Raw genomic sequence first — 24,004 nt, 5'->3', positions numbered from 1 at the left:
TCCCGACACTCATCGACGCGCCCACGCTAGGGACGGGGCGGGCCGGTGGCACTCAGAAAGTTGCGCTCGTACTCGGCCGCCCGACGGCTCGGTCCCGGGGGCTGCCGCTCAACCCGCGCGCAGCGCCGGGACGTCGGCGGGGCCGGGCAGCGGGTGTGGCCGGGTCCGGAGCGACTGGCGGATCCGTTCGTGGCGGCAGATCCCGCGGACCTCCGCGGGCAGCAGGGGCGCGCCGGGGTGCGGGGTCGCGGGGCGGGCCAGTTCCCGGGCGAGCCGTTCCTCCAGCCACCTGTCGCCGGCGCGGTGCCGCGCGTCCGGGAAGAGTTCCGCCAGCCGCGCCCGCGTCTCGCTCTCCGGCCCGTCGAGCACCGCGCACACGCCCTTCTCCGCCACGGCCACCAGGACCGGCCCGGCGTCGCTGACGCCCATGGCCGAGCGGATCTCGACGCCCGCCCCGCCTGCGCGGAACGCCTGCGGGGTCATGCCCAGGATGGCCGAGGAGACGGCGTAGAACTGGCCGTTGGTACCGAAGCCCGCCTGGTAGATCGCGTCGGCGACGGTACGCGCCCGGATCAGCATCTCCCGTACCCGCCGGGCCCGTACCGCCGTCCAGTAGGTGTGCGGCGTCAGGCCGGTCAGGGACTTGAAGACGCGGTGGTAGTGGAAGCGGCTGTATCCGGCGCTCCGCGCCAGGTCGTCCAGGTTCGGCGGTTCCGTCGCCGCGTTCATCAGCAGACAGGTGCGGGTCACCCGGTCGGCGTGCTGCCGGTTCCGCTCCAGCTCGCCCGGCCGGCAGCGGCGGCAGGGGCGGTAGCCCCGCGTGCGCAGTTCCTCCAGCGAGGCGTGGAACTCCACGTTCTCGCGCCGGGCCAGCCGGGCCGCGCACGAGGGCCGGCTGAAGATGCCGGTCGTCTTCACCACGTAGTAGAAGCGGCCGTCGGCGGCCTCGTCGCGCTCCCGGACCGCACGCCAGCGCTGCTCATCGCTGTCGTACATGCGGCCCTCTGCCGTCCGTCACGCGCCCGCCCGGACAGACGGTCCGCACGCCTCCCCGCGCCGGCCCGTGCCCGATTGGACCGACGTGCCCGACGTGTCCGACCGGCCCGGGCGGGACGGGCCCGCCCCGGGCCGCGCCCCGCTGCCGTCGCTGCCGGGTCTCGGTCATCTCTGCTGGGTTCATGCTCCGGAGGGTGCCAAGCCCGGTTTGTGCCCTGGTCGGGCAGCGCTGGAGAAACCGGCGCCGCCCGGTGCGGCGGCGGTCCTCCGATGCCCTCGAACGGCCGGACGACGCGCTCGGGCGACCGGTTGACCCGCTCGGGCGGCCGGGAGACGGGGTTCGGGCCACCGGGTGACGCGCTCGGGCGGCCGGGCGCGATGTCCCCGGGCGGCCGGGGGACGGTCTCAGACCTGCTGGGCGGGCAGCCGGCCTTCCCTGATGGCGGTGACGAGTGCCTCGTGGTCGCGCTCGTTCTGGTCGGCGTACCGCTCGGCGAAGGTCACCAGCGCCTGGTCGAAGCTGTCGCCGCCGCCCAGATAGGCGGCGATGGCGATCCGGTCGCCGGATCTGGCGTGGGCCCGGGCCAGCGTCGCGCCGCACAGGGCGCCGAAGGTGCGCATGCCGCGCGGCACCATGTCCTCGGCCACGGCGACCCACTTCCAGTCCCGCAACTGCCGTACGTAGAAGTCCCGCCGTCGGCCGTCGATGCCCTCGACGCGCTCCCAGCCCAGGAAGATGTCGCTGGTGGCCTGCATCAGCCGTTGCCCGGCGACCACCCGCTCGCCCTGCGTGCGGTACGCGCTCGCCCCGGCGTAGGGCGCCAGCACGGACTCGTCGGCCTCCTTGGCCTGGAGGAACAGCGGATCCTCGTCGTCCTTGCCGAGCAGCAGCACGATCCAGCAGCGGGTGCCGACGCTGCCGACCCCGACGACCTTGCGGGCCATGTCGGCCACCCGGTACTGCTCCAGCAGGTACCGCCGGTCCGACTGGACGGACCGGCCGTAGCCCTCGATCAGCCGGCGGATGCCCTTCTCCACGTCGCCACCGCGCCCGTCACCGGGCATCAGGTCGTCGAGACGGGTGATGAGCGGCGGGTCCGAGGCGATGAGGCGCTTGCCGTCGACGACGTGGGTGAGCTTGTCGAAGACCTGGAGGGTGTCGTGCGAGAACGCCTTCGTCACGGCCTGCGCCCAGCGTTCGCGGCCGCGCGCGGTCAGGTCCGCGCCGAACCGGTCCCGAACCCAGTCGACGTCGAACTGGGCGTACCAGACCTCCAGGTTGCCGAGTCCCGCGAAGGAGCGCATGTTCTCGCGGTAGGACCGCACGGCGGCCCGTACGATCGACGCCCGCTGCTTGGTGCTGAAGCCGTTCGCCCGGCCCGCGATGGCGAGGCTCGTGGCCAGGCGCTTGACGTCCCACTCCCAGGGGCCCGGCAGCGTCTCGTCGAAGTCGTTGATGTCGAACATCAGCCGCCGCTCGGGTGACGCCAGCAGCCGGAAGTTCAGCATGTGCGCGTCGCCGCAGAGTTGGGTCCGCAGTCCCGACGTGGGGGTGTTCGCGAGATCGGACGCCATGATGGCGGCGGCCCCCCGGTAGAACCGGAACGGCGACTCGGACATCCGGGCGTACCGGATCGGCACGAGCTCGGGCAGCCGTGTCGCCGACTGCTTCTCGATGATCTTCAGCGGGTCCGGCCGCTTCGGTCCGGGCGCGAACTCGGCATGGCTGGAGCGGGGCGCGTCGGCCCGGGCCGCCTTGCCGAGCGCGGCCCGTTCCTGCGGGGTGCGGTGCCGCACGTCGTGTCCGTCCAAGCGGTTGTCGGTCATGGCTGCGGCTCCGTGGGGTGGTCTCGCCGAATACCCGGGGCGGTGACGATGATCATGGGATTCCCGGCTTCTCCGGCTCGCGGGCCCCCGGACTCCACTCCCGCGTCGCCGGTGTGTCCGCTTCCAGGGCACCAGGGATCCGCGCCGTCGGCTTCACCCGCCTCGGGTGATCTCCCGCTCCCGGTCACGGGTGCCGGTCACTCCCCCCCCCGGCCCCGCCACGATCCCCGTCCCCGGTCACGCCGCGAGCCCCGCGCCTGTCCCGTCACGTGCCCCCGCCCCCGGTCACGCCGCGAGCCCCGCGCCTGTCGCGTCACGTGCCCCTGCCCCGTCACGTGCCCCTGCCCCATCACGTGCCCCGGTCACCGCGTCCGGGCGGGCCGTGGGCCCGAGGCGGGCCGCCACCCGGCTGACCTCGTGGGCGGGTCGGGGACCGGGCCGGGTGATCGTGGGGAGAATGCGAGGATGAGTCCGGCAGCGGATACGCACAGGGGTTCGAAGAGGGCGCGGATCGTTCTGCTGACCCTCGCGACGGGCCAGTTCCTGATGGCGCTCGACAGCTCCGTCATGAACGTGTCGATCGCCACCGTGGCCGAGGACGTGGACTCGACCGTGACCGGCATCCAGGGCGCGATCACGGCGTACACCCTGGTGATGGCGATGCTCATGATCCCCGGCGGCAAGGTCGGGGCGCTGATCGGCCGCAAGCGGGCCTTCATGATCGGCTGCGTCATCTACGGCTGCGGGTCGCTGACCACGGCGCTCGCCCCGAACCTGCCGGTGCTGCTGATCGGCTGGTCGCTCCTGGAGGGGATCGGGGCGGCGCTGATCCTGCCCGCGATCGTGGCGCTCGTCGCCGGCAACTTCGCCGTGGAACGCCGTCCCGCCGCCTATGGACTCGTCGCCGCCGCCGGGGCCGTGGCCATCGCGCTGGGACCGCTCATCGGGGGCGTGGCCACCACGTACTTCTCCTGGCGGTGGGTGTTCGCCGGGGAGGTGCTCCTGGTGTTCGGCATCCTGCTGCTGGCCAGGCGGGTCGCCGACGCCGTACCCGACCGACGTCCGCGCATCGACCTCGTGGGAACCGTGCTCTCCGCCCTGGGGCTCGGGGTCTTCGTGTTCGGCGTGCTGCGCTCGTCCCAGTGGGGCTGGTTCCGGCCGAAACCCGACGCGCCCTCATGGCTGGGCGTCTCGGCGGTCGTCTGGCTGATGCTCGCGGGCCTGTTCCTGATCTGGCTCTTCCTCCGCTGGGAGACCCGGCTCGTCGGCCGGGGCCGCGAACCGCTCGTGCAGCCGGCCCTGCTGGGGAACAAGCAGCTCACCGGCGGCCTGACGATGTTCTTCTTCCAGTACCTGGTGCAGATGGGCGTCTTCTTCGTCGTACCGCTCTATCTGTCGGTCGCGCTCGGGCTGTCGGCGCTCAAGACCGGCGCGCGGATCCTGCCGCTCTCGCTGACCCTGCTGGCCGCCGCGATCCTGATCCCTCGGCTCCTCCCGCAGGTCTCACCGCGCCGGGTCGTGCGGGTCGGGATCCTCGCGATGTGCGCGGGAGCGGTGATCCTGATGGCCGCGCTCGACGCGGACGCGGGCGCGGAGATCGTCACGATCCCGCTGCTGCTGATCGGGCTGGGCATGGGCGCGCTGGCCTCCCAGCTCGGCTCGGTCACCGTCTCGGCGGTGCCGGACGAGCAGAGCGCGGAGGTCGGCGGCGTCCAGAACTCCGTCACCAACCTCGGCGCCTCGATCGGTACGGCGCTCGCCGGATCGATCATGATCGCCACGCTGACCACCTCGTTCCTGGCGAGTATCGAGCAGAACCCGGACGTGCCGGACCGGGTCAAGAACGAGGCCACCGTCCAGCTCGAGAGCGGCGTGCCCTTCCTCTCGGACGCCCAGCTCAGGACCGTCCTCGACGACAGCGGCGCGACCGAGGCCGTGACCGACGCGGCTCTCGAAGCGAACGCCGAGGCACGACTCGACGGCCTGCGCGCCGCCCTCGCCGTCCTCGCGCTCGCCGCTCTCCTCGCGCTGTTCTTCACCCAACGCATCCCGACGAGCCAACCGGGTTCGGCCGAGCGATAGCGGAAACCCGAGGATCGTCACACCGCACCGTTCGGCACCGGTCCCTCCCCTCGTGCGGACCGGTGACGAACGGTGCGGGCGGAGTCGACCACGCCATGACGGCGCGGCTCGCGCGCGCCGGGCGCGCGGTCGCCCGCGTTACGCCCGGTTGGTGCGCTTCTGCCTCCGGATCCTGCCAGCTACGGCCCGAACCGAGGAGGATCCGATGTCCGCGCAGCCCCTTAACCGCAGGTCAGCCATATAAAGTGGTTTTTCCGGTCCGGATTGCAGGTGCGGGGTAGTTAGGGGTGGAGGCCTTGAGTTCCGACTCGGGCGCACGCACAGCCTTCGCGGAACGACTCGCGCTGCTGTACAAGGAGGCCGGCAACCCTCCCCTCAAGCGCGTGTCCGAGACGGTCGCCCGACTTCAGCGGGTGGACGAGCGGGGACGGCCCGTCAGGGTGTCCACCCAGCGGATCAGCGACTGGCGACGGGCCAAGAACGTACCCGCCCAGTTCGCCGCCCTCGCCGCGGTGCTGCACGTGCTGATACCCGAGGCGCGGCGCGCGCGGCCCGCACCGGTGTCCAGCGGACTGTACGACCTCGGCCAATGGCAGCGGCTGTGGGAGCGGGCGGTGGCCGATCCGGTCGTCGGCGATGTCCCCGTCGCACCAGTGACGAAGAAGGACGGCGAGCATCCGGCGGCCGAACCTCAGGGTGTCCCCGCAGGGGTGTGCCCCTACCGCGGCCTGGCCTCGTACCGCGAGCAGGACGCCCGCTGGTTCTTCGGCCGGGAGCGGAGCACGGACGCGCTCGTCGCCCAGCTGCGCGCGGCGGAGCGGACGGGCGGCCTGGTCATGCTGGTCGGCGCCTCCGGGGCGGGCAAGTCCTCCCTGCTCAGCGCCGGTCTCGTGCCCGCGCTCCAGAACGGCGCGGCGGCCGACCGGAACGGTGCCGGCCGGGCGGCCCGGGCCGGCCGCCCCGGCGACCCCGGCGAATCCGGCGAATCCGCCCGGGTCCTTCAGCTGGTGCCGGGGGCCGATCCGCTCGCCGAGCTGACCAGCCGTATCCCCGAGCTCGCCCCTTTCACCGCATCGGCCTCAGGCCCGGCCCCTGCTAAGGCTGCGGATACGGCTACGGCTCCTGCCGCAGCCCCGAGGGCCTCTGCGACCGCCGCCACCACGGCCACCGGCGCCACCACCGCCGCCGACACCGCGGCCACTGCAGCCACCGCAGCCACCGCAGCCACCGGCAGGACGCCGAAGCCCGGCACCCCCGGTTTCGCGCGGGCCGTACGGGAGGCCGTCGCCGCGTGGGCGCGACGAGACGCGGCCCTCTCCCCGGAACCTTCCGGCTCCCCGGGCCCCGCAAGCCCCTCCGGGTCCCCCGGCCCCGCAGGCCCCTCCGGCCCCACGAGCCCCTCCGGCCCCGCAGGCCCTTCCGCCCCTTCCCACCCCTCCGGCCCCGCAAGCCCTTCCGCCCCCTCCGGAACCTCCACCCCCTCCGGTCTCCCCGACCGGCCCGTCATCATCGTCGACCAGTTCGAGGAGGCCTTCACCCTCTGTTCCGACGAGGCGGACCTGCGGCTCTTCATCCAGCTCCTGCACGCCGCCTGCACCCCCGCCGACGCCGGCTCCGACACCGGCCCCGGCTCCGGCACCGACAGCGCGGTCCGCACCCCCTTACCGCCCCCCGTCCTCGTCGTCCTCGGTGTCCGCGCCGACTTCTACGAGGAGTGCCTCAGCCACCCCGAGCTGTCCGACGCGCTCCAGCACCGGCACATGGTGCTGGGGCCGTTGTCCACTCCGGAGCTGCGCGAGGCGGTGACCGGGCCGGCCAGGGCCGTGGGACTGGAGCTCGAGCCGGGGCTGGCGGAGCTGATCATCCGGGAGGTGACCGTCGACGGTCCGCGCGGAGCGCACGCGGGCGCGCTTCCCCTGCTCTCGCACGCCCTGCTCGCGACCTGGCAGCGCCGGAAGGCGGGACGGCTGACGCTGGCCGGTTACCGTGCGGCGGGCGGTATCCAGGGCGCGGTGGCGGCGACCGCCGAGCGGGCCTGGTCCGGGCTCGACCCGGCGGCGCGTACGGCGGCCCGGCTGCTCCTGATGCGGCTGGTCCGGCTCGGCGAGGACACCCAGGCCACCCGACGCCGGGGCACCCGGCGCCAACTGGCGGAGGAGTCGGCCGACCCCGGCAAGACGGAGGAGTCGCTCGAGGCCCTGGTGCGCGCCCGGCTGGTGACCCTCGACGCGGAGACCGTCGAGATCACCCACGAGGCTCTGCTGCACGCCTGGCCCCGGCTGCGCGACTGGATCGACGAGGACCGCAGCGACCATCTGCTGCGGCAGCGGCTGGAGGAGGACGGCCGGGCCTGGGACAGCTCGAACCGGGACTCGGCGCTGCTCTACCGGGGTTCCCGGCTGGAGCAGGCCCACAGCTGGGCGAAGTCCGCCGGCGACACCTTCCTGACCCGCAGCGCGGTGGAGTTCCTGGCCGCGTCGGTCAGGCTGCGCCGGCGCATCGTGTGGATCAGCCGGGGCGCGGTGTCGGCGCTGGTGGTGCTGGCCGTCCTCGCCGTCGGCGCGGCCGTGGTCGCCTGGCAGCAGCGCAACGACGCCGTGTTCGAGCAGGTCGTCGCGGAGGCGGACCGCGTCCAGTACACGGATCCGTCGCTGTCCGCGCAGCTCGACCTGGTGGCGCACGACCTGCGGCCCGACGACGCGGGTACCAACAACCGCCTGATCTCGATCGTGAACGCGCCGCTGGCCACGCCGCTCCTCGGCCACACCGGGGCCGTCTACCTCACCTCGTTCAGCCCGGACGGCAAGGTCCTGGCCACCGCCAGCTACGACCGGACCGTCCGGCTGTGGGACGTCAGCGACCGGTCCCGTCCCGAGCCGTTGGGCAAGCCGCTCACCGGCCACAAGAGCTGGGTGAGCAGCGCGGTGTTCAGCCCGGACGGCCACACCCTCGCCAGCGCGGGCGACGACGGCACCGTCCGGCTGTGGGACGTCCGCGACCCCGCCCGTCCGCGCCCGCTCGGAAAGCCCCTGACCGGGCACACCGGCACGATCTACCTGCTCGCCTTCAGCCCGGTCGGGCGGACCCTGGCCTCCGCGGGCGAGGACGACACCGTACGGCTGTGGGACGTGACGGCACCGGGCCGGCCGGCGGCACTCGGCGCGCTGACCGGCCACACCGCCGCCGTGCGCTCCGTGGCGTTCAGCCCGGACGGCCGGACCCTGGCGGCCGGCGGCGACGACAACACGATCCGGCTGTGGGACACGGCCGACCCGCGCCGGCCGCGGCCGATCGACCGGGTCCTGACGGGCCACACGGACACCGTGCACTCCCTGGACTTCAGCCCCGACGGGGACACCCTCGCCAGTGGCAGCACGGACGACACCATCCGGCTGTGGGACGTGACCGACCCCGGCCGGGCGACCCAGCTCGGCCCACCGCTCACCGGACACACCGGCCCGGTGTGGTCGGTGGCGTTCAACCCCGCCGGGAGCATGCTGGCCGCCGGCAGCGCGGACAGCACGGCCACACTGTGGAACGTCAGCGATCCGGCGTACCCCTCGCAGGTCGGCGAGCCGCTCGCGGGGGGCAGCGGCGAGATGTACGCCGTCGGCTTCAGCCCCGACGGCCGCACGCTCGCCACCGGCAACGGCGACAGCAAGGTCCGCCTCTGGTCGATCCCGACGGCGGACATGATCGGCCGCAGCGGCTCCTTCCGGCCGGACGGGCGGGTGCTGGCCACGGCCGCGCGCGACGGCAGGGTCCGGCTGTGGAACGTGGCGGACCCCGACCGGCCCGTGACGCTGGGCACGCCCTTCATGCCCGACGACGGCAGCGAGCGCACCCTCGCCTTCTCGCCCGACGGCCGTACCCTCGCGGTGCTGACGGCCAACCGGGCGGTGTACCTGTGGAACGTGACCGACCCCGCCCGGCCGGTCTCCGCGGGACCGCCCGTCGAGCTGCGCACCCGGTTCCTCGGACCGGACGCGCTGGCCTTCGCGCCGGACGGACGCACCCTGGCGACCGCCTACGACGACCGCACCATCCAGTTGTGGGACGTCGGTGACCCCGCGCACGCCACCGCGCTGGGCTCGCCGCTCACCGGGCACAAGGGGTTCGTCAACACCCTCGTGTTCAGCCCGGACGGCCGCACCCTCGCCAGCGGCAGCGCGGACCACACCGTACGGCTCTGGAACGTGACGGACCCCCGGCGCACCCGGCCCATCGGCAAGCCGCTCACCGGTCACGTCGGCCCCGTCAACGCGCTCGTCTACAGCCCGGACGGCCGTACGCTGGCCAGCGGCAGCGACGACGACACGGTGCGGCTGTGGGACGTGACCGACCCGGCGCGGGCGTCCCGGCGCGGCGCGCCCCTCACCGGGCACACCGAGGCGGTGGTGTCGCTGACCTTCAACGAGGAGGGCGACACCCTCGCCAGCGGCGGCAACGACAACACCATCCGGCTGTGGAACGTGACCGACCCGGGCGGGGCCTCCCCCATCGGGCAGTCGATGAGCCCCAACGCCAAGACCGGCAACTTCCTGTCCTTCAGCCCGAACAGCCACATGCTCGGCGTCTCCAGCGGCGCCGACACCGTACGGCTGTGGAATCTGGACGTGGACGAGGCGATCACCCGTATCTGCGCGACCACGCGAGGCGTGCTGACGGCGGACAAGTGGCACGAATACCTGCCGCGGCTCTCCTACGAGCCACCGTGCGAGGACTGACCGGGAAAGTGATCCCGATCACAACGGCAGGGCAGCTGAGAAGTCGGCTCCCGCCGACCCGGCAGCCTTGTTAGCCTTGGCCATAGCCCGGTCGCTGGTGCATCCCCCGTCGCCAGCGACCGGGCCTTTTCCTGCCCGGCCCCGCCTGTTCGCCCGTGTGCGCGCCCGGTCACGCCGGGCCGCGCCCTGGCGGGAGATCCGCGAGAGGCCGGTGTGACCGCGGTCGTAGGCTGGTGTCATGCCCACGCCCTACTCCACCCGCGCGGAACCGTGTTGAGTGCCGTCGCGAGCCGGCGCATCGTCGTCGTCACCGCCGTGCACGCGCCTTCGGCCCGGTATCTGCCCGAGGCCTACGAGTCGCTGCGCGCCCAGGAGTTACCCGACGGCTGGGACTGGCACTGGGTGATCCAGGAGGACGGCACGACGGACGAGGTCGCGCCCCGCGTTCCCGACGACGCCCGGGTGACCTTCCGTCAGGGACGCCCCGGCGGGCCCGGAGTCGCCCGCACGATCGCGCTCGCGCACGCCGAGGGCGAGTACGTGAAGGTCCTGGACGCCGACGACCGGCTCGCACCGGGCACCCTCGCCCGCGACCTGGCCGCCCTCGAACGCGATCCCGCCCTCGGCTGGGCCACCTCGAGCGCCGTCGACCTCCTGCCGGACGGCACCACGGTCGGCTTCCCGGGCGACCCCGCCGAGGGGCCGATCGAGCGGGGGGCCGTCCTCGACCACTGGAAGGCGAACGACTTCCGCGCGCCGGTGCACCCCGCGAGTCTCTTCGTACGGCGGGACCTGTTGACCGCGCTCGGCGGCTGGATGGCCCTGCCCGCCTCCGAGGACACCGGCGTCCTGCTGGCGCTCAACTCGGTGAGCCGCGGCTGGTTCTCGGCGCGGACCGGGCTGCTCTACCGGAAGTGGGACGGGCAGGTGACGGGCCGGCCCGCGCATGTGGACCCCGCCGAACGGGAGGCGCGCATGGCGGTGGTGGAGGCGCGGACCCGGGCGCTGGAGTCCTTCCGCTGGAGCTACCCGCCCCGGCGCACCCCGCCCCCCGGAGCCTGACCCCCGCGCCGGCGCACCCCGCCCCCCGGAGGCTGACCCCCGCACCGGTCGGCGCCCCCCGGCCGCCGCAGCTCCGGCCTCACTCGACCGGGCCGCCGGCCAGGGCCAGCCAGTGGGCGATCCTGCGCAGCGTGGCCTCGTCCACCCGGTCGACCAGGGTGCGGACGGCCGTCACGTCGTCCGGCGAGAGGTCGTAGAGGCCGGCCTTGCCCAGGCCCGTCATCAGGACCTGGTGCCGACGGTCCTCCATGCGTTCCGTGAGCCTGGCGTGGCCGACCCGCGCCTCCCCGTCGCCCGGCGGCGGGGGCGCGGCGTCCGGCGCGGCCGCGGCCGCGGAGGCGGCCGTGGAAGTGGCCGTCGTAGTGGCCGTTGACGGGTCGAAGCGGTGCCATTCACCGTCGTTCGGGCCCCACAGGGCGACGGCGACCTCGTCACCCCGGGCCCGCTTGACCTGCGTCATCTCGCCGATCGCGTACAACACGGGCGTACGGTCGGGGGATTCGGCGCCCGGCCGCCAGGAGGCCGAGGCCGGGTCGTAGAACATCGCCACCCAGCGGGGCTCGCCCGGCGGCCGGGGGCTCGGGGAACGTCGCGTCGGACGGTCCGCTTCGGTCTCCATGGCACTCGCCCCTTCCGCATCGGCATCCGTGTCGGGGTCGGCATCGGCATCGGCATCGGCACAGCAGGGCGACCATAACTGACGGACCGTCAGCTTGCCAGACGGCAGCGGCAGGCACCCGGCCAGGTCGGCCGACGAGTGCGGGACCCCGGCCAGGTCGACCGACGAGTGCGGGACCCCCGGCCAGGTCGGCCGACAGGTGCGGGAGAGGGGGCGCGGGTGGGGTGCGGGCGCGGGAAAGAGGGGGCGGGAGAGGGGTAGGGGAGATCGCAAGGGCCGTAGGGCCGCGGGGTCAGATGCCGCCCGCGCTCTCGCGGGTGAGCGCCACTTCCCGGTCCTCGTTGCAGCGCGGGAGGACGGTGACGTCCGCGCCCGGATGCCTCTGGTGGGCCTGGAGGGCGGCGCTGACCAGCGTCATGAGCAGGTCGATGTCCGTCTCGCACTCCAGATGGACGGTCACCCAGGGCGAGCCGGGCAGCAGCCGGATCGCGGTGGAGTGCCGGAGGTCCCGCTCGAACCGGTGGATCGCCTTGCCGGTGAGATGCAGGTCGACACTCTGGTCGGAGTGGAAGTGCGCGATCTCGACCCCGCCCGAGCGCAACGCCCGACCGGTGCCGCAGCTGGGCCGGACCTCCGCGAGGTCCGGCCAGGTCGCCAGTCGTGTCAAGGCACGCGAGGCTGCCGTCATGGTCCCCATCATGAAGCGCTCACCGCCCGGCCACCAGAGGTTGAGGGAGCCTTAACCGACCTGTATCGCCGCGAGTTCGGCCCCTCAGTTGTTCCACGACTCGTCGTAGGGGTCCCTCGGGGCCTTGGCCGGGGCGGCGGCGGTGACCTCGATGAAGGGGATCGGGCCGTCGTTGACCGGGTCGTGCGTGCTGCGGGGGGTGTAGGTGCCGGTGACGGTCAGCCAGGTGTCCGGTTGGAGGACCGGGGGAATGTCGCCGGTCAGACCGACCTTGACCGGCTGGGCGTCGGCGGCACAGCAGTTGAGGGCCATCCGGACCAGATAGGGCGTGCCCTCGTGGTCCAGTGCGACGAAGCCGGTCAGACGGACCTCGCGACCGGCGAGGGTACGGCCGTGGTCGTATACGGCTCGGCCCGCGTAGTCCACGACGCTCAGCGGCAGCGGGTCGGTGGCGGGCAGGGGCGGATAGGCGAGCGGCTCCTGGAGGGCCGTGCCCGTACGGATCGCGCTGTACGAGCCCAGGGCCGGCGGGGCGACCAGGATCAGCGCCAGAAGTGGAAGGATCAGGAGCCAGGAGACGCGGGGCTCGGGGTGGGTGTGCTCGGAGCGGGCGGGCTCGGGGTCGTCCTGCTGGGCGTCGCCGTGCTGGGGGTGGTCCTGCTGGGGGTCGTCGTGCTCGGGGCCGTCGTGCTGGGCGGCGTCGTGCTGGGCGGCGTCGTGCTGGGCGTCGTCGTGCTGGGCGTCGTCGTGCTCGGGGTGGGCCTTCTTCGCCGTCGTCCGGCGGTGCTCGTACCACGCCGTCGCCAGTGCCGTGACGATCAGGATCGCGCCGGACGCCAGCAGCAGCGGGCGCAGGCCCGCCTTGACGTAGCGGAGGTAGAGGTCGGTGGTGCCGGCGTGCAGCAGGGCCGCGCCGAGCAGGAAGAGGACGGCCGCCTGGGACTGTCGGTTCACAGCAGCACCCATCCCGTCAGGACCGCCGACCCGATGGCCAGCACGAAGGTCGCCGGGGCGAAGCGCAGCGCGAAGCCCCGGCCGAAGGTGCCCGTCTGCATCGCGAACAGCTTGAGGTCGATCATCGGACCGACCACCAGGAAGGCGAGCCGGGCCGTGAGGGAGAACTGGGTCAGCGACGCGGCGACGAACGCGTCCGCCTCCGAGCAGATGGAGAGGACCACCGCGAGGACGGCGAGCGTCAGGACGGCGACCGCCGGGTTCTCCGCGGCCGTACGCAGCCAGCTCTCCGGGGCGACGGCCTTCAGGGTCGCCGCCGCCATCGCGCCCAGGACCAGGAAGCCCCCCGCGTGCATCACGTCGTGCCGGACCGAGTCCCAGAACGCGGCCCCCTTCGTCTCCCCCTCGTGCGGCGCGTGGGCCGGCAGCCGCAGCCAGTCCGTGCGGCCCAGCCGTTGCCACAGCCAGCCCATCGCGCACGCCACCAGCAGACTGGCGACGAAACGGGCCAGCACCATCTCGGGGTCGCGGGGGAAGGCCACGGCCGTCGCCGTCAGCACGACCGGGTTGATCGCCGGGGCGGAGAGCAGGAACGCGAGGGCCGCGGCCGGGGTCACACCCCGGCGGACCAGAGCGCCCGCCACCGGGACCGACGCGCACTCGCAGCCCGGCAGCAGCGCGCCCGCGGCCCCGGCGACCGGGACGGCGAGCCCGGGCCGGGAGGGCAGGGCGCGGGCGAAGAAGGAGGGCGGTACGTAGACCGCGATCGCCGCCGACAGCAGCACCCCGAGCACCAGGAACGGCAGGGCCTGCACCACCACGGCGACGAACACCGTCGTCCAGCTCTGCATCACCGGGGCGGACAGGGCGCGGCGGATCGGGCCCTGGAGCAGCACCATCAGGAGCAGCACCATGGTCAGGACCAGGGGTGAGGTGAGTTGACGCTCCTCGGGCGGCGTGGGCGGCGTGAGTGGTGCGGACGCTGTCTGCGGCCGGTCCCGGCGGGCGCCCTTCTCGTGCGGGGCCGATCTGGTGATGGCCACGGGTCGCGCACCTCCGGCTTCCGTGTTCTCCCTGATGCCTGTTTCTCGCATTCCCTCCCCTTTCCTACGGGAGTTCCCTACGGGGCGTTCACCCTGTTCACCTCATCCGTGGAACCTCCCGTCCCGGTGAGGCAGTCTTCTCCCTCGTGGGGAGCGTTCCGAATCAGGGTCAGCCGCCGGGCACCGCCGGCGCGCACATGGTGGTGTGCGGTGACGACGGTCTGGCGCACCGGCTCGCCGCCGAACTGCGGGGGGTCTACGAGGAGCAGGTCACCCTCGTCGTGCCGCCCGCCGAGCGGACGGTGAGGCCACCGGTGGTGGGGCGGGCCCGCGCGGTGTCGGCGGCGCTGCTCGACCGGGTGGTGAACGCTGCCGTCAACCGCGCGGCGGGCAACGGCACGCCCGCCGTCCCGGGCGAACCGGCCAACGGCCAGCGGACCTTGGAGGCCGTGGAGGCCACCGAGGCGGTGCTCGCCGAGGCGGGGGTGGAGCGGGCCGCCGCGCTGGCGCTCGTGTACGACGACGACGAGACCAACATCCGTGCCGCCCTCACCGCCCGTCGGCTCAACCCCCGGCTGCGGCTCGTCCTGCGGCTCTACAACCGGCGGTTGGGCCAGCACATCGAGGAACTCCTCGATCAGGCGGCCGCGTTGGCCGCCGAGAGCGCGGTCGCGGCGGGCGACTCCTATGACGCCTCCGCCGGCGACGCCTCGACCACCGTGCTGTCCGACGCCGACACCGCGGCCCCCGCGCTCGCCGCGACCGCTGTCGTCGGCACCAGCAAGGTCGTCCAGACGGACGGGCTGCTGCTGCGCGCGGTGGAGCGGCCGCCGACCGGCCCCGGCGAGTCCGACCCGCCGGGCCTGCCCACGCTGGCGCTGCTCTCCGCCGACGGCGGCGACCCGGCCTTCGCGGACGGCTCCGAGGCAAGCGGTGAGCAGGGGCCTTTGCTGCTGCCCGACGCGGCGGCCGTACGGGAGGCGGCCGTGTCCGGCAGGCGCGGGTCCGTCGTCCTGGAGCAGGTCGCCTACTCCGCCGGGCCCGCGTTGCCCGCCGGGCGGGGCGTCGGGGTCATGGCGCCGTTCGCCTCGCTGTTCTCACGGCGGCTGCGGTGGTCGCTGGCCGGTCTCGTCGGGTGTGTGTTCGCGTTGGCGGTGGCGCTGTGGCTGGTGACCGGCATCCATCCGCTGGGCGCGCTGTATCTGACGTTGCTGGACCTGTTCGCCATCAACGACCCGGCCGTCGGGGCCACCACCGAACGTCAGGTCCTTCAACTCCTCTCCGGGCTGATGGGGTTGCTGCTGCTGCCGGTGCTGCTGGCGGCGGTGCTGGAGGCGCTCGGGACCTTCCGCGGGGCGGGGGCCCTGCGTCGGCCGCCCCGGGGGCTCGGCGGGCATGTGGTGCTGCTCGGGCTGGGGAAGATCGGCACCCGGGTGCTGACGCGCCTGCGTGAGCTGGACATCCCCGTGGTGTGCGTGGAGGCCGGGCCGGAGGCACGGGGGCTGGCGGTGGCGCGGCGGTTGCGGGTGCCGGTGGTGCTGGGGGACGTCACGCAGGAGGGGGTGCTGGAGGCCGCGAAGATCCATCGCGCGCACGCCTTGCTCGCGGTGACCAGCTCCGACACGACGAATCTGGAGGCCGCGCTGTACGCGCGGTCGCTGCGGCCCGATCTGCGGGTCGTGCTGCGGCTGTACGACGACGACTTCGCGACCGCCGTGTACCGCACGCTGCGGGCCGCGCATCCGCAGGCGCTGACCCGGAGCCGGAGCGTGACGCATCTGGCGGCGCCGTCCTTCGCCGGGGCGATGATGGGGCGGCAGATCCTGGGGGCGATCCCGGTGGAGCGGCGGGTGTTGCTGTTCGCCGCGCTGCGGGTCGGGGAGCACGCGCAGTTGGAGGGCAGGACGGTCGGGGAGGCTTTCCGGGCGGGCTACTGGCGGGTGCTGGCGCTGGACACGGGGCGGGAACCGCAGGGTGGGTCGGGGCTGGTGTGGGACCTTCCGGACACGCGTGTCCTGCGGAGCGAGGACCGGGTGGTGCTGGCGGCCACCCGCCGGGGGTTGGCGGAGCTTCTGCGGCGGCAGAGGCGGAGGGGGGCGGGGGTCTAGCGCTCCGACTGCTGCGACTGCGACTGAGGCTGCGGGGGGGCATCGCCGCCCCGCCGCGGGGGCATCAGCTCCCGCCCCTGCCACCCCGCCGCGGGGGCATCAGCTCCCCCCCCTGCCGCCCCGCCGCGCCCCAAGGGGTTTCCGCCCCCGCCGCCCCTCCCCCGCCCCTCCCTTCCCGGCCTCGGGGGTGCTGCCCCCGAACCCCCGCTCCTCGAACGCCGGAGGAGGGGCCGGGGTTCAGCCGGACCGAGCTCTACCGGCCCAAGTGGCGTTCCGCGAAGTCCAGTTCCAGTCGGACCTGCTTGATCCGCTCGTCGACCACCAGGGAGCCGTGGCCCGCGTCGTAGCGGTACACCTCGTGGACCGCTCCCCTCGCCTCCAGGCGCTTGACGTAGTTGTCGATCTGGCGGATGGGGCAGCGAGGGTCGTTCACACCGGCCGAGATGTAGACGGGGGCCCGCACCTTGTCGACGTACGTCAGCGGGGACGAGGTCTCGAAACGCTCCGGGACCTCCTCCGGGGTGCCGCCGAGCAGCGTGCGGTCCATCGCCTTCAGCGCCTCCATCTCGTCGTGGTAGGCCGTGACGTAGTCGGCGACGGGGACCGCCGCGATGCCCACGGTCCACGAGTCGGGCTGGGCGCCGAGGCCGAGGAGGGTGAGGTAGCCGCCCCAGGAGCCGCCGGTGAGGACCAGCCGGGCGGGGTCGGCGAGGCCCGAGCCGACCGCCCATTCCCGGACCGCCTCGATGTCCTCCAGCTCGATCAGACCGACCCGGTGCTTCAGCGCGTCCGTCCACGCCCGGCCGTAGCCGGTGGAGCCGCGGTAGTTGACGCGGACGACCGCGTAGCCGTGGTCCACCCAGGCCGCCGGGGCCGCCGCGAAGGCGTCGCTGTCGTGCCAGGTCGGGCCGCCGTGGATGTCGAAGACGGTGGGCAGCGGGCCGGTCGCGCCGGCGGGCCGCTGGACCAGGGCGTGAATGCGGCCGCCCGGGCCCTCCACCCACACGTCCTCCACCGGGACCGAGCCGGGGGACTTCATGCCGGGCGGGTCCAGGACCACCTCTCCGGTCGTCGAGCGGACCGCCGGCGGCCGGGCCGCGGACGACCACAGGTACTCCACGCTGCCGTCCGGGCGGGCCGTGGCCCCGGAGACGGTGCCCGGCGGGGTCGTGATCCGCTCGAGCGCGGCGCTCGCGAGGTCGTAGCGGAACATCTCGCTGCGGGCCTCGAAGCTGTGCACGATGAGCAGGCCCGAGCCGTCCGGGTACCACTCCGCGCTCACGTCGCCCGGCAGGTCCAGGTCCAGGTCCTCCTCCAGGCCCGTCGCCACGTCCCAGACCAGGGGCTCCCAGCGGCCGCGGCGCTGGTGGCCGATGAGCAGCCGGGTGTCGCCGTCGACCGGGGCGAAGCCGAGCACCTCCAGACCCAGTTCCTCGGAGCCGCCCTTGGTGTCGTCCAGCTCGGCGACCTTGGAGCCGTCCAGGCGCAGGACCCGCAGCGCGGAGTGCATCGCGTCGCCGTGCTCGGTGTGCTCGACGGCGACGAGGGTGCCGTCGTGGGAGAGGTCGCCCACGCCCGCCGACTCCCGGTGGCGGTAGAGCTCGAAGGGGGGCTCGCCGATCCGCGTCACATGGATCGTCGTGCCCTCCTCGTCCGTGGAGCGGCCGACCACCGCGGTACGGCCGTCCCGGCCGAGGGCGAGGCCCGCCGGGTAGGAGGCGTCCAACCCCGGGGTGGCGGGCTCGTCGGCCCCGCCGCCGAAGGGCTGACGGCGCCAGACACCGAACTCGTCGCCGTCCTTGTCGTCGAACCACCAGATCCACGCGCCGTCCGGGGAGAGCACGCCGTCCGTCGTGCCGTTGGCCCGGTCGGTCACCTGGCGCTGGTGGCCCGTGGCCCGGTCCCAGGCGTACAGCTCGTACGTCCCCGTCGCATTGGAAACGAACAGGGAGCGGTCAGGCGCGTCCTGCGCCCAGTCGGGCAGCGACACCCGGGGCGCCCGGAAGCGCTTCTCCCAGTCCGGCATCTCCTCGTACTGCTCGGGTGCGGCGGACCCGTTGCTCTCAGTCATGACCCCATACTGCCCGTCCGCGACGACAATCGGACGCCAGGGTCCCCAGGCTGTGGATAACTTCCCACCGACTTCGCACCTTCTTCCCACCGACGAGCCGCACCCGGGCCGCACCCGGGCCGCACCCGAGCCTCACCCCGCGGGCCGGTGGCCGGTGGCCGCCCCGTACCGTGGAGGGCGTGTACCGGTTCCTGCTGACGCCCCGCTGGTGGGGGATCAACGTCTTCGTACTGCTGGCCATCCCCTTCTGCGTGTTCATGGGGTCCTGGCAGCTGAGCCGGTTCGAGGCGCGGGTGGACGACCACCGCAGCGCGAAGGAGCAGGCCGATTCCTCCCGCACGCAGACCGCGCGACCGCTGGCCGAACTGCTGCCCGTGGACAAGTCGACCTCCGGCAGGAAGACCACCGCCACCGGCCGGTACGCCGAGCAGCTGCTGGTGCCCGACCGCCGGCTGGACGGCAGGGACGGGTACTACGTGCTGACCCTGCTGCGCACGGACGGCGGCAAGGCGCTGCCCGTGGTGCGCGGCTGGCTGCCCGGCAGCGCCGACTCCGCGAAGGCCCCGCGGCCGCCGGCCGGCCGGGTGACCGTCACCGGCACGCTCCAGGCCTCCGAGACGCCGGGCGACAACGGGGTGCGGGCACAGGGCGGCCTGCCGGCCGGGCAGACCTCCGCGATCAGCGCCGCCTCGCTGGTCAACCTGGTGCCGTACGACCTCTACGACGCCTGGGTCACGCTCGACACCGCGGACCCGGGGATGACGGCGGTGCCCGCGACCGCGGCGGCCGACACGGGGCTCGACGTGAAGGCGTTCCAGAACCTGGGCTACACCGGCGAGTGGTTCGTCTTCGCCGGGTTCGTGGTGTTCATGTGGTTCCGGCTGCTGCGCCGCGAGGTGGAGTTCGCGCGGGACGCCGAACTCGGCATCCTCCCCGAGGAACCCGCGGAGTCCGCAGGGCCCGTCGCATCCGAGGAACCTGTGGAGTCCGAGGAGCCCGTGGAGTCCGTGGAGTCAGGGCCCATGGAGTCCGCGGAACCTCAGGAAGACGCCAGCACACCCGTCCGGTAGATCGTCCCCGCGCACGCGCCGGACACCGTGGCCACGCTCGTCGGGGAGCCGCTCTCGGCCGTGTAGGACACGTTCACACTGCCGTCGGCCGTGCCGTCCTCGGTGTACATCTGGGCCGCGGTGCCGGAGGTGGTCTCACCGGTCGTGCTCGACTGCTCGGTCGGGGTCGGGGAGGGGGACGCCGAGCCACCGGTGTCACCGCCGCTGCCGCCGGTCGTGGGGCAGGTCTCGGACGGCACCCAGGCGAACTTCACCTCATAGGCCGAGCCGGGGGCGAGCGCGTGCTGGGTGACGTACAGGGAGGGGTCGGGCAGACCGGCCGCCGCGTCCCCCGAGGTGTGCTCCGCGACGGTGATCTTCGAGGCGTCGGCCGCGCCCTGGGCGGCGAACGTCACGGTGACGGCGCCGCTGACGGTGCAGGTGGCGCCGGAGGCGTTCCGGACGTGGAAGGTGCCGTAGACGGTGCCGGCCGCGTCCGGGACGTCGACGCCGGGGGTGCCGGCCTCGAGCTGGTCCGCCGCGCAGGCGGGCGCGCTCGCCGCGGACTCGGAGGTCGGTCCGCTGCCGCTGGAGGCGGTGCCGCTCGCGGACTCCTTGCCCTGGCCGGAGTCGGTGGCGCCGTCCTGGCCCTGTTCACCGGTGGCGCCGGAGGAGTCGCCGACCTTGCCCGAGGAGCCGCCGGCGGGGTCCTTGCCCTGATCCGTGCCCCCCTGCGCCTGTGAGGCCTGGCCGGCGAGGGAAGGGTTGGCGTCGGAGCCGCCCGCGTTCGAGACGTGCAGTACGGCCGGGACGGCGGTGCCGAGGAAGAGGGCCGCGGCCGCCATGCCGACGGCCGCCTGCCGCTTGCGGGCCCGCCGCACGGGAACGGCCCGCCGCAGGTGGTCCAGCGAGCCGTCGCGCGGCTCCATCTCCTGGACGGCGTCGTGCAGCATCCGGCGCAGTGCCAGCTCGTCCGAGTCGAGCCCTTCGGGGCTCTGGTCGTCGAGGTGGTGGTTCACGGTTGAGTTCCCAGCGTGCGATTGCTTCGGCTCTTGGTTGCGCGACGAGGACGTCGGCTCGTGCCACGCGAACGGCTCGTGGCGCTCGTGGCTTTCGTGGCTCCCGTGTGCGTCCCGCCCTTCGGCTTCCCCGCTCACGCCGGCGCCTCCATGGCTATGCGCAGGGCGGCGATGCCGCGCGAGCCGTAGGCCTTGACCGAGCCGAGGGAGATGCCGAGGGTCGCGGCGACCTGGGCCTCGGTCATGTCGGCGAAGTAGCGCAGCACGAGGACCTCGCGCTGACGTCGCTGGAGGCCCTTCATCGCCTTGATGAGCGAGTCGCGCTCCAGCTGGTCGTAGGCGCCCTCCTCCGCGCTGGCCATGTCCGGCATCGGCTTGGAGAGCAGCTTCAGGCCGAGGATGCGGCGGCGCAGGGCGGAGCGGGAGAGGTTGACGACCGTCTGCCGCAGGTAGGCGAGGGTCTTCTCCGGGTCGCGGACGCGCTTGCGGGCGGAGTGGACGCGGATGAAGGCCTCCTGGACGACGTCCTCGCAGGAGGCGGTGTCGTCGAGGAGGAGGGCGGCGAGACCGAGCAGCGAGCGGTAGTGCGCCCGGTAGGTCTCGGTGAGGTGGTCGACGGTGGTGCCGGCCGCCTCGGTGTTCTCGGCGGCTACGGTCGCCTCGGCGCCGTCACGCTGACTGGGGACGCGGGCGGGCCGCGCTGCGGGCATGGGCGCGATCACCGGCATGCCGCCGGGCGTGCCGGGCATGCGGGGTCGGAGGACGGCTCGCGGCGGCCGTAGGGCCGCGCCGCGGGGCGCCACTGGGAGTTCGAGTACCTCTGCCACGCCAGTTGGACACACTTCCCCCCGTGGGGGTTGTACGCGCCCGGCGTCGCGTTCACATCGACCAAGGCCCCGCGCACCCGTCTCATCCGTCCCGCTCTTCCCCTGTTTGCCATATGAACGGGCGTCCCCACGCCCCGACCACCGCGACCCCGAACGCTGTGATCATTCACACGTCTGCGCACACCCCGCAGGGTGACCGCAAAGACGCTCCCCGCCCTGCGCACGGTTGCGGAGAGCGGGGAGGAAAATCTTCGGATGCCAAAGGTGTCCGATACAAGTGGTTCGGACCGACGACCCGCTCACATTGCACTGGAGATCCTACAAACCCACGAAGCCCTGGCCAGCGCTTTTATCCGTGCGAGAGTTCGGCCGCCACCAGCTCCGCGATCTGCGCGGTGTTCAGGGCGGCCCCCTTGCGCAGATTGTCCCCGCACACGAAGAGTTCGAGGGCCGTGGGGTCGTCCAGGGCCCGGCGCACCCGGCCCACCCAGGTCGGGTCGGTGCCGACCACGTCGGCGGGCGTGGGGAACTCCCCCGCCGCCGGGTTGTCGAACAGGACGACACCGGGCGCCGTCGCGATGATCTCGCGGGCGCCCTCCACGGTGACCTCGTCCTGGAAGCGGGCGTGGACGGTGAGGGAGTGCGTGGTGACCACCGGCACCCGCACACAGGTCACGGCGACCGGCAGCTTCGGCAGTCCGAGGATCTTGCGGGACTCGTCCCGCACCTTCATCTCCTCCGACGACCAGCCGTCCGCGCGCAGCGACCCGGCCCACGGGACGACGTTCAGCGCCACCGGCTCCGGGAAGGGACCGGTGTCGTCGCCGACGGCCCGCCGCAGGTCACCGGGGCCGGTGCCCAGCTCGGTACCGGCGACCAGCGCGATCTGCCGGCGCAGGGTCTCCACCCCGGCCCGCCCGGCCCCGCTCACCGCCTGGTACGACGACACCACCAGCTCGCGCAGCCCGTACTCGGCGTGCAGCGCGCCCAGAGCGACGATCATGGACAGCGTCGTGCAGTTGGGGTTGGCGACGATCCCGCGGGGCCGGGTCCGCAGCGCGTGCGCGTTGACCTCGGGGACGACCAGCGGCACCTCGGGGTCCATCCGGAAGGCGCCGGAGTTGTCGACGACGACCACGCCCTTGGCGGCGGCGACCGGCGCCCACTGCGCGGCGACCTCGTCGGGCACGTCGAACATGGCGACGTCGACCCCGTCGAAGGCCTCCTCCGACAGGGCCACCACCTCGATCTCCTCGCCGCGCACGGCCAGCTTGCGGCCGGCCGAGCGCGGGGAGGCGACGAGTCGGATCTCGCCCCAGATGTCGGCCCGCTGGGAGAGGATCCTGAGCATGACCGAGCCGACGGCGCCGGTCGCTCCCACGACCGCGAGGGTCGGCCGCACGGTAGTGGCCATCAGCGGCCGGTGCCCCCGTAGACGACGGCCTCGTCGCTGTCGGAGTCGAGCCCGAAGGCGGTGTGCACGGCGCGCACGGCCTCGTTGACGTCGTCGGCACGCGTCACGACCGAGATGCGGATCTCGGAGGTCGAGATCAGCTCGATGTTGACGCCCGCGTCGGACAGCGCCTTGAAGAAGTCGGCCGTGACACCCGGGTTGGTCTTCATCCCGGCGCCGACCAGCGAGATCTTGCCGATCTGGTCGTCGTAGCGCAGCGAGTCGAAGCCGATGCCCGCCTTGTTCTTCTCCAGGGCGTCGATGGCCTTGCGGCCCTCGGCCTTCGGCAGCGTGAAGGAGATGTCCGTCAGGCCGGTGGAGGCCGCGGACACGTTCTGCACGATCATGTCGATGTTGATCTCGGCGTCGGCGATCGTCCGGAAGATCACAGCGGCCTCGCCCGGCTTGTCCGGCACGCCCACGACCGTGACCTTGGCCTCCGAGGTGTCGTGCGCGACACCGGAGATGATGGCCTGCTCCACCGGCTTTTCCCCTTGCTGCTGTGTCTTGACGAGTGGCTCACTGCTGACCCACGTGCCCTGGAGTCCGCTGAAGGACGAGCGGACATGGATCGGGATGTTGTAGCGGCGGGCGTACTCCACACAGCGGTGGAGCAGCACCTTGGAGCCGGAGGCCGCGAGCTCCAGCATGTCCTCGAAGGCGATCCAGTCGATCTTCTGCGCCTTCTTCACCACGCGCGGGTCGGCGGTGAACACGCCGTCCACGTCGGTGTAGATCTCGCAGACCTCGGCGTCGAGCGCGGCGGCGAGGGCGACGGCCGTGGTGTCGGACCCGCCGCGCCCCAGCGTGGTGATGTCCTTCTTGTCCTGGCTGACACCCTGGAACCCGGCGACGATGGCGATGTTGCCCTCGTCCAGCGCGGTCCGGATGCGCCCCGGCGTGACATCGATGATCCGGGCTTTGTTGTGGACCGAGTCGGTGATGACGCCTGCCTGGCTGCCGGTGAACGACTGGGCGCTGTGACCCAGGTTCTTGATCGCCATCGCCAGCAGGGCCATGGAGATCCGCTCTCCGGCGGTCAGCAGCATGTCGAATTCCCGGCCGCTGGGCATCGGGGATACCTGCTCGGCGAGATCGATCAGCTCGTCCGTCGTGTCGCCCATCGCGGAAACGACCACGACCACCTGGTGGCCGTTCTTCTTCGCTTCCACGATCCGCTTGGCGACGCGCTTGATGCCCTCGGCATCGGCTACGGAGGAGCCTCCGTACTTCTGCACGACAAGGCCCACGTGCGCTCCTCGCTCAGTTTGTCTGTTTCCGCACATACGCCCTTGTACTGCGGGTCGGCTCAGTCTAACGAGCGCCCGAAAACCGCCTCCCGAGTACCGCATGGTGAGACTCGCGGAAGAGGCCGGAAAGGGGTCCGGGCGCCCGTCGTCGGGTCTTCCCTTCCCACTGACGCCGAAGTGATAGCTGTGAATTAAGTTTCAAGCACTATCGCGCGGCCGGGCACGGCGG

At 73.2% G+C, this 24,004-nt stretch carries 16 protein-coding genes; 5 read left to right on the top strand and 11 right to left on the bottom strand.

The window, feature by feature from the left end; translation table 11 throughout:
- Window positions 1-108: 108 nt before the first annotated feature.
- Window positions 109-996 (bottom strand): bifunctional transcriptional activator/DNA repair enzyme AdaA, encoded by an 888-nt coding sequence (locus AOQ37_RS15760; RefSeq protein ID WP_062645104.1) that lies wholly within the window; start codon window positions 994-996, stop codon window positions 109-111.
- Between the two features lie 405 nt (window positions 997-1,401).
- Window positions 1,402-2,823: a DUF2252 domain-containing protein gene (locus tag AOQ37_RS15755; protein ID WP_062645103.1), complete on the bottom strand. Its 1,422-nt coding sequence runs from the start codon at window positions 2,821-2,823 to the stop codon at window positions 1,402-1,404.
- 465 nt (window positions 2,824-3,288) lie between these two features.
- Between AOQ37_RS15755 and AOQ37_RS15750 the strand changes: the two genes are divergently transcribed.
- The 3 genes from AOQ37_RS15750 (at window position 3,289) to AOQ37_RS15740 (ending at window position 10,694) form a co-directional block, all read left to right on the top strand.
- Window positions 3,289-4,905, top strand: a complete 1,617-nt coding sequence (locus AOQ37_RS15750; protein WP_062645102.1) for an MFS transporter — start codon at window positions 3,289-3,291, stop codon at window positions 4,903-4,905.
- Window positions 4,906-5,192: 287 nt separating this feature from the next.
- Complete coding sequence (locus AOQ37_RS15745) at window positions 5,193-9,632, top strand: nSTAND1 domain-containing NTPase (RefSeq protein WP_078890192.1); 4,440 nt, start codon at window positions 5,193-5,195, stop codon at window positions 9,630-9,632.
- Between the two features lie 273 nt (window positions 9,633-9,905).
- Window positions 9,906-10,694 carry a glycosyltransferase family 2 protein gene (locus AOQ37_RS15740; RefSeq protein WP_062645101.1) on the top strand — a complete coding sequence of 263 codons (789 nt, stop codon included), beginning with the start codon at window positions 9,906-9,908 and terminating at the stop codon, window positions 10,692-10,694.
- A 79-nt stretch (window positions 10,695-10,773) separates the two neighbouring features.
- Here the strand turns inward: AOQ37_RS15740 and AOQ37_RS15735 are convergent, their stop codons facing one another.
- From AOQ37_RS15735 to AOQ37_RS15720, 4 genes are all read right to left on the bottom strand, one after another.
- Window positions 10,774-11,313 (bottom strand): hypothetical protein, encoded by a 540-nt coding sequence (locus tag AOQ37_RS15735; protein WP_062645100.1) that lies wholly within the window; start codon window positions 11,311-11,313, stop codon window positions 10,774-10,776.
- A 292-nt stretch (window positions 11,314-11,605) separates the two neighbouring features.
- Window positions 11,606-12,001: a luciferase domain-containing protein gene (locus AOQ37_RS15730; RefSeq protein WP_062645099.1), complete on the bottom strand. Its 396-nt coding sequence runs from the start codon at window positions 11,999-12,001 to the stop codon at window positions 11,606-11,608.
- An 84-nt stretch (window positions 12,002-12,085) separates the two neighbouring features.
- Window positions 12,086-12,955 (bottom strand): TIGR03943 family putative permease subunit, encoded by an 870-nt coding sequence (locus AOQ37_RS15725; protein WP_062645098.1) that lies wholly within the window; start codon window positions 12,953-12,955, stop codon window positions 12,086-12,088.
- On the bottom strand, window positions 12,952-13,998 hold the full coding sequence (locus tag AOQ37_RS15720; RefSeq protein WP_062645097.1) for a permease: 1,047 nt from the start codon (window positions 13,996-13,998) through the stop codon (window positions 12,952-12,954). The genes AOQ37_RS15725 and AOQ37_RS15720 overlap by 4 nt, the downstream gene beginning before the upstream one ends.
- A gap of 197 nt (window positions 13,999-14,195) precedes the next feature.
- On the opposite strand from AOQ37_RS15720, the gene AOQ37_RS15715 reads away from it, so the two are divergent.
- Window positions 14,196-16,106, top strand: coding sequence for an NAD(P)-binding protein (locus tag AOQ37_RS15715; RefSeq protein ID WP_062645158.1), 1,911 nt, complete (start codon window positions 14,196-14,198; stop codon window positions 16,104-16,106).
- Window positions 16,107-16,359: 253 nt separating this feature from the next.
- Here the strand turns inward: AOQ37_RS15715 and AOQ37_RS15710 are convergent, their stop codons facing one another.
- Window positions 16,360-18,177 carry a S9 family peptidase gene (locus AOQ37_RS15710; RefSeq protein WP_062645096.1) on the bottom strand — a complete coding sequence of 606 codons (1,818 nt, stop codon included), beginning with the start codon at window positions 18,175-18,177 and terminating at the stop codon, window positions 16,360-16,362.
- A gap of 179 nt (window positions 18,178-18,356) precedes the next feature.
- Here AOQ37_RS15710 and AOQ37_RS15705 point away from each other — a divergent pair, with 179 nt between their 5' ends.
- Window positions 18,357-19,247 (top strand): SURF1 family protein, encoded by an 891-nt coding sequence (locus tag AOQ37_RS15705; protein ID WP_078890191.1) that lies wholly within the window; start codon window positions 18,357-18,359, stop codon window positions 19,245-19,247.
- Here the strand turns inward: AOQ37_RS15705 and AOQ37_RS15700 are convergent.
- From AOQ37_RS15700 to AOQ37_RS15685, 4 genes are all read right to left on the bottom strand, one after another.
- The gene (locus tag AOQ37_RS15700) at window positions 19,217-20,245 is read right to left on the bottom strand and encodes a hypothetical protein (protein ID WP_062645095.1); all 1,029 of its coding nucleotides are present in this window, start codon (window positions 20,243-20,245) and stop codon (window positions 19,217-19,219) included. The two genes, AOQ37_RS15705 and AOQ37_RS15700, sit on opposite strands and share 31 nt — an antisense overlap.
- A 134-nt stretch (window positions 20,246-20,379) precedes the next feature.
- On the bottom strand, window positions 20,380-20,994 hold the full coding sequence (locus tag AOQ37_RS15695; protein WP_234436912.1) for a SigE family RNA polymerase sigma factor: 615 nt from the start codon (window positions 20,992-20,994) through the stop codon (window positions 20,380-20,382).
- A 427-nt stretch (window positions 20,995-21,421) separates the two neighbouring features.
- Window positions 21,422-22,486, bottom strand: coding sequence for an aspartate-semialdehyde dehydrogenase (locus AOQ37_RS15690; protein WP_062645094.1), 1,065 nt, complete (start codon window positions 22,484-22,486; stop codon window positions 21,422-21,424).
- Window positions 22,486-23,775, bottom strand: a complete 1,290-nt coding sequence (locus AOQ37_RS15685; RefSeq protein WP_062645093.1) for an aspartate kinase — start codon at window positions 23,773-23,775, stop codon at window positions 22,486-22,488. Before AOQ37_RS15685 ends, AOQ37_RS15690 begins: the two co-directional genes overlap by 1 nt.
- Window positions 23,776-24,004: the final 229 nt, after the last annotated feature.

The sequence above is a fragment of the Streptomyces maremycinicus genome (assembly GCF_001184025.1).
In the GTDB taxonomy this organism is placed as follows: domain Bacteria; phylum Actinomycetota; class Actinomycetes; order Streptomycetales; family Streptomycetaceae; genus Streptomyces; species Streptomyces maremycinicus.
The sequence above is the reverse complement of the archived record's forward strand: the minus strand, read 5'-3'. Positions and strand labels throughout refer to the sequence as shown.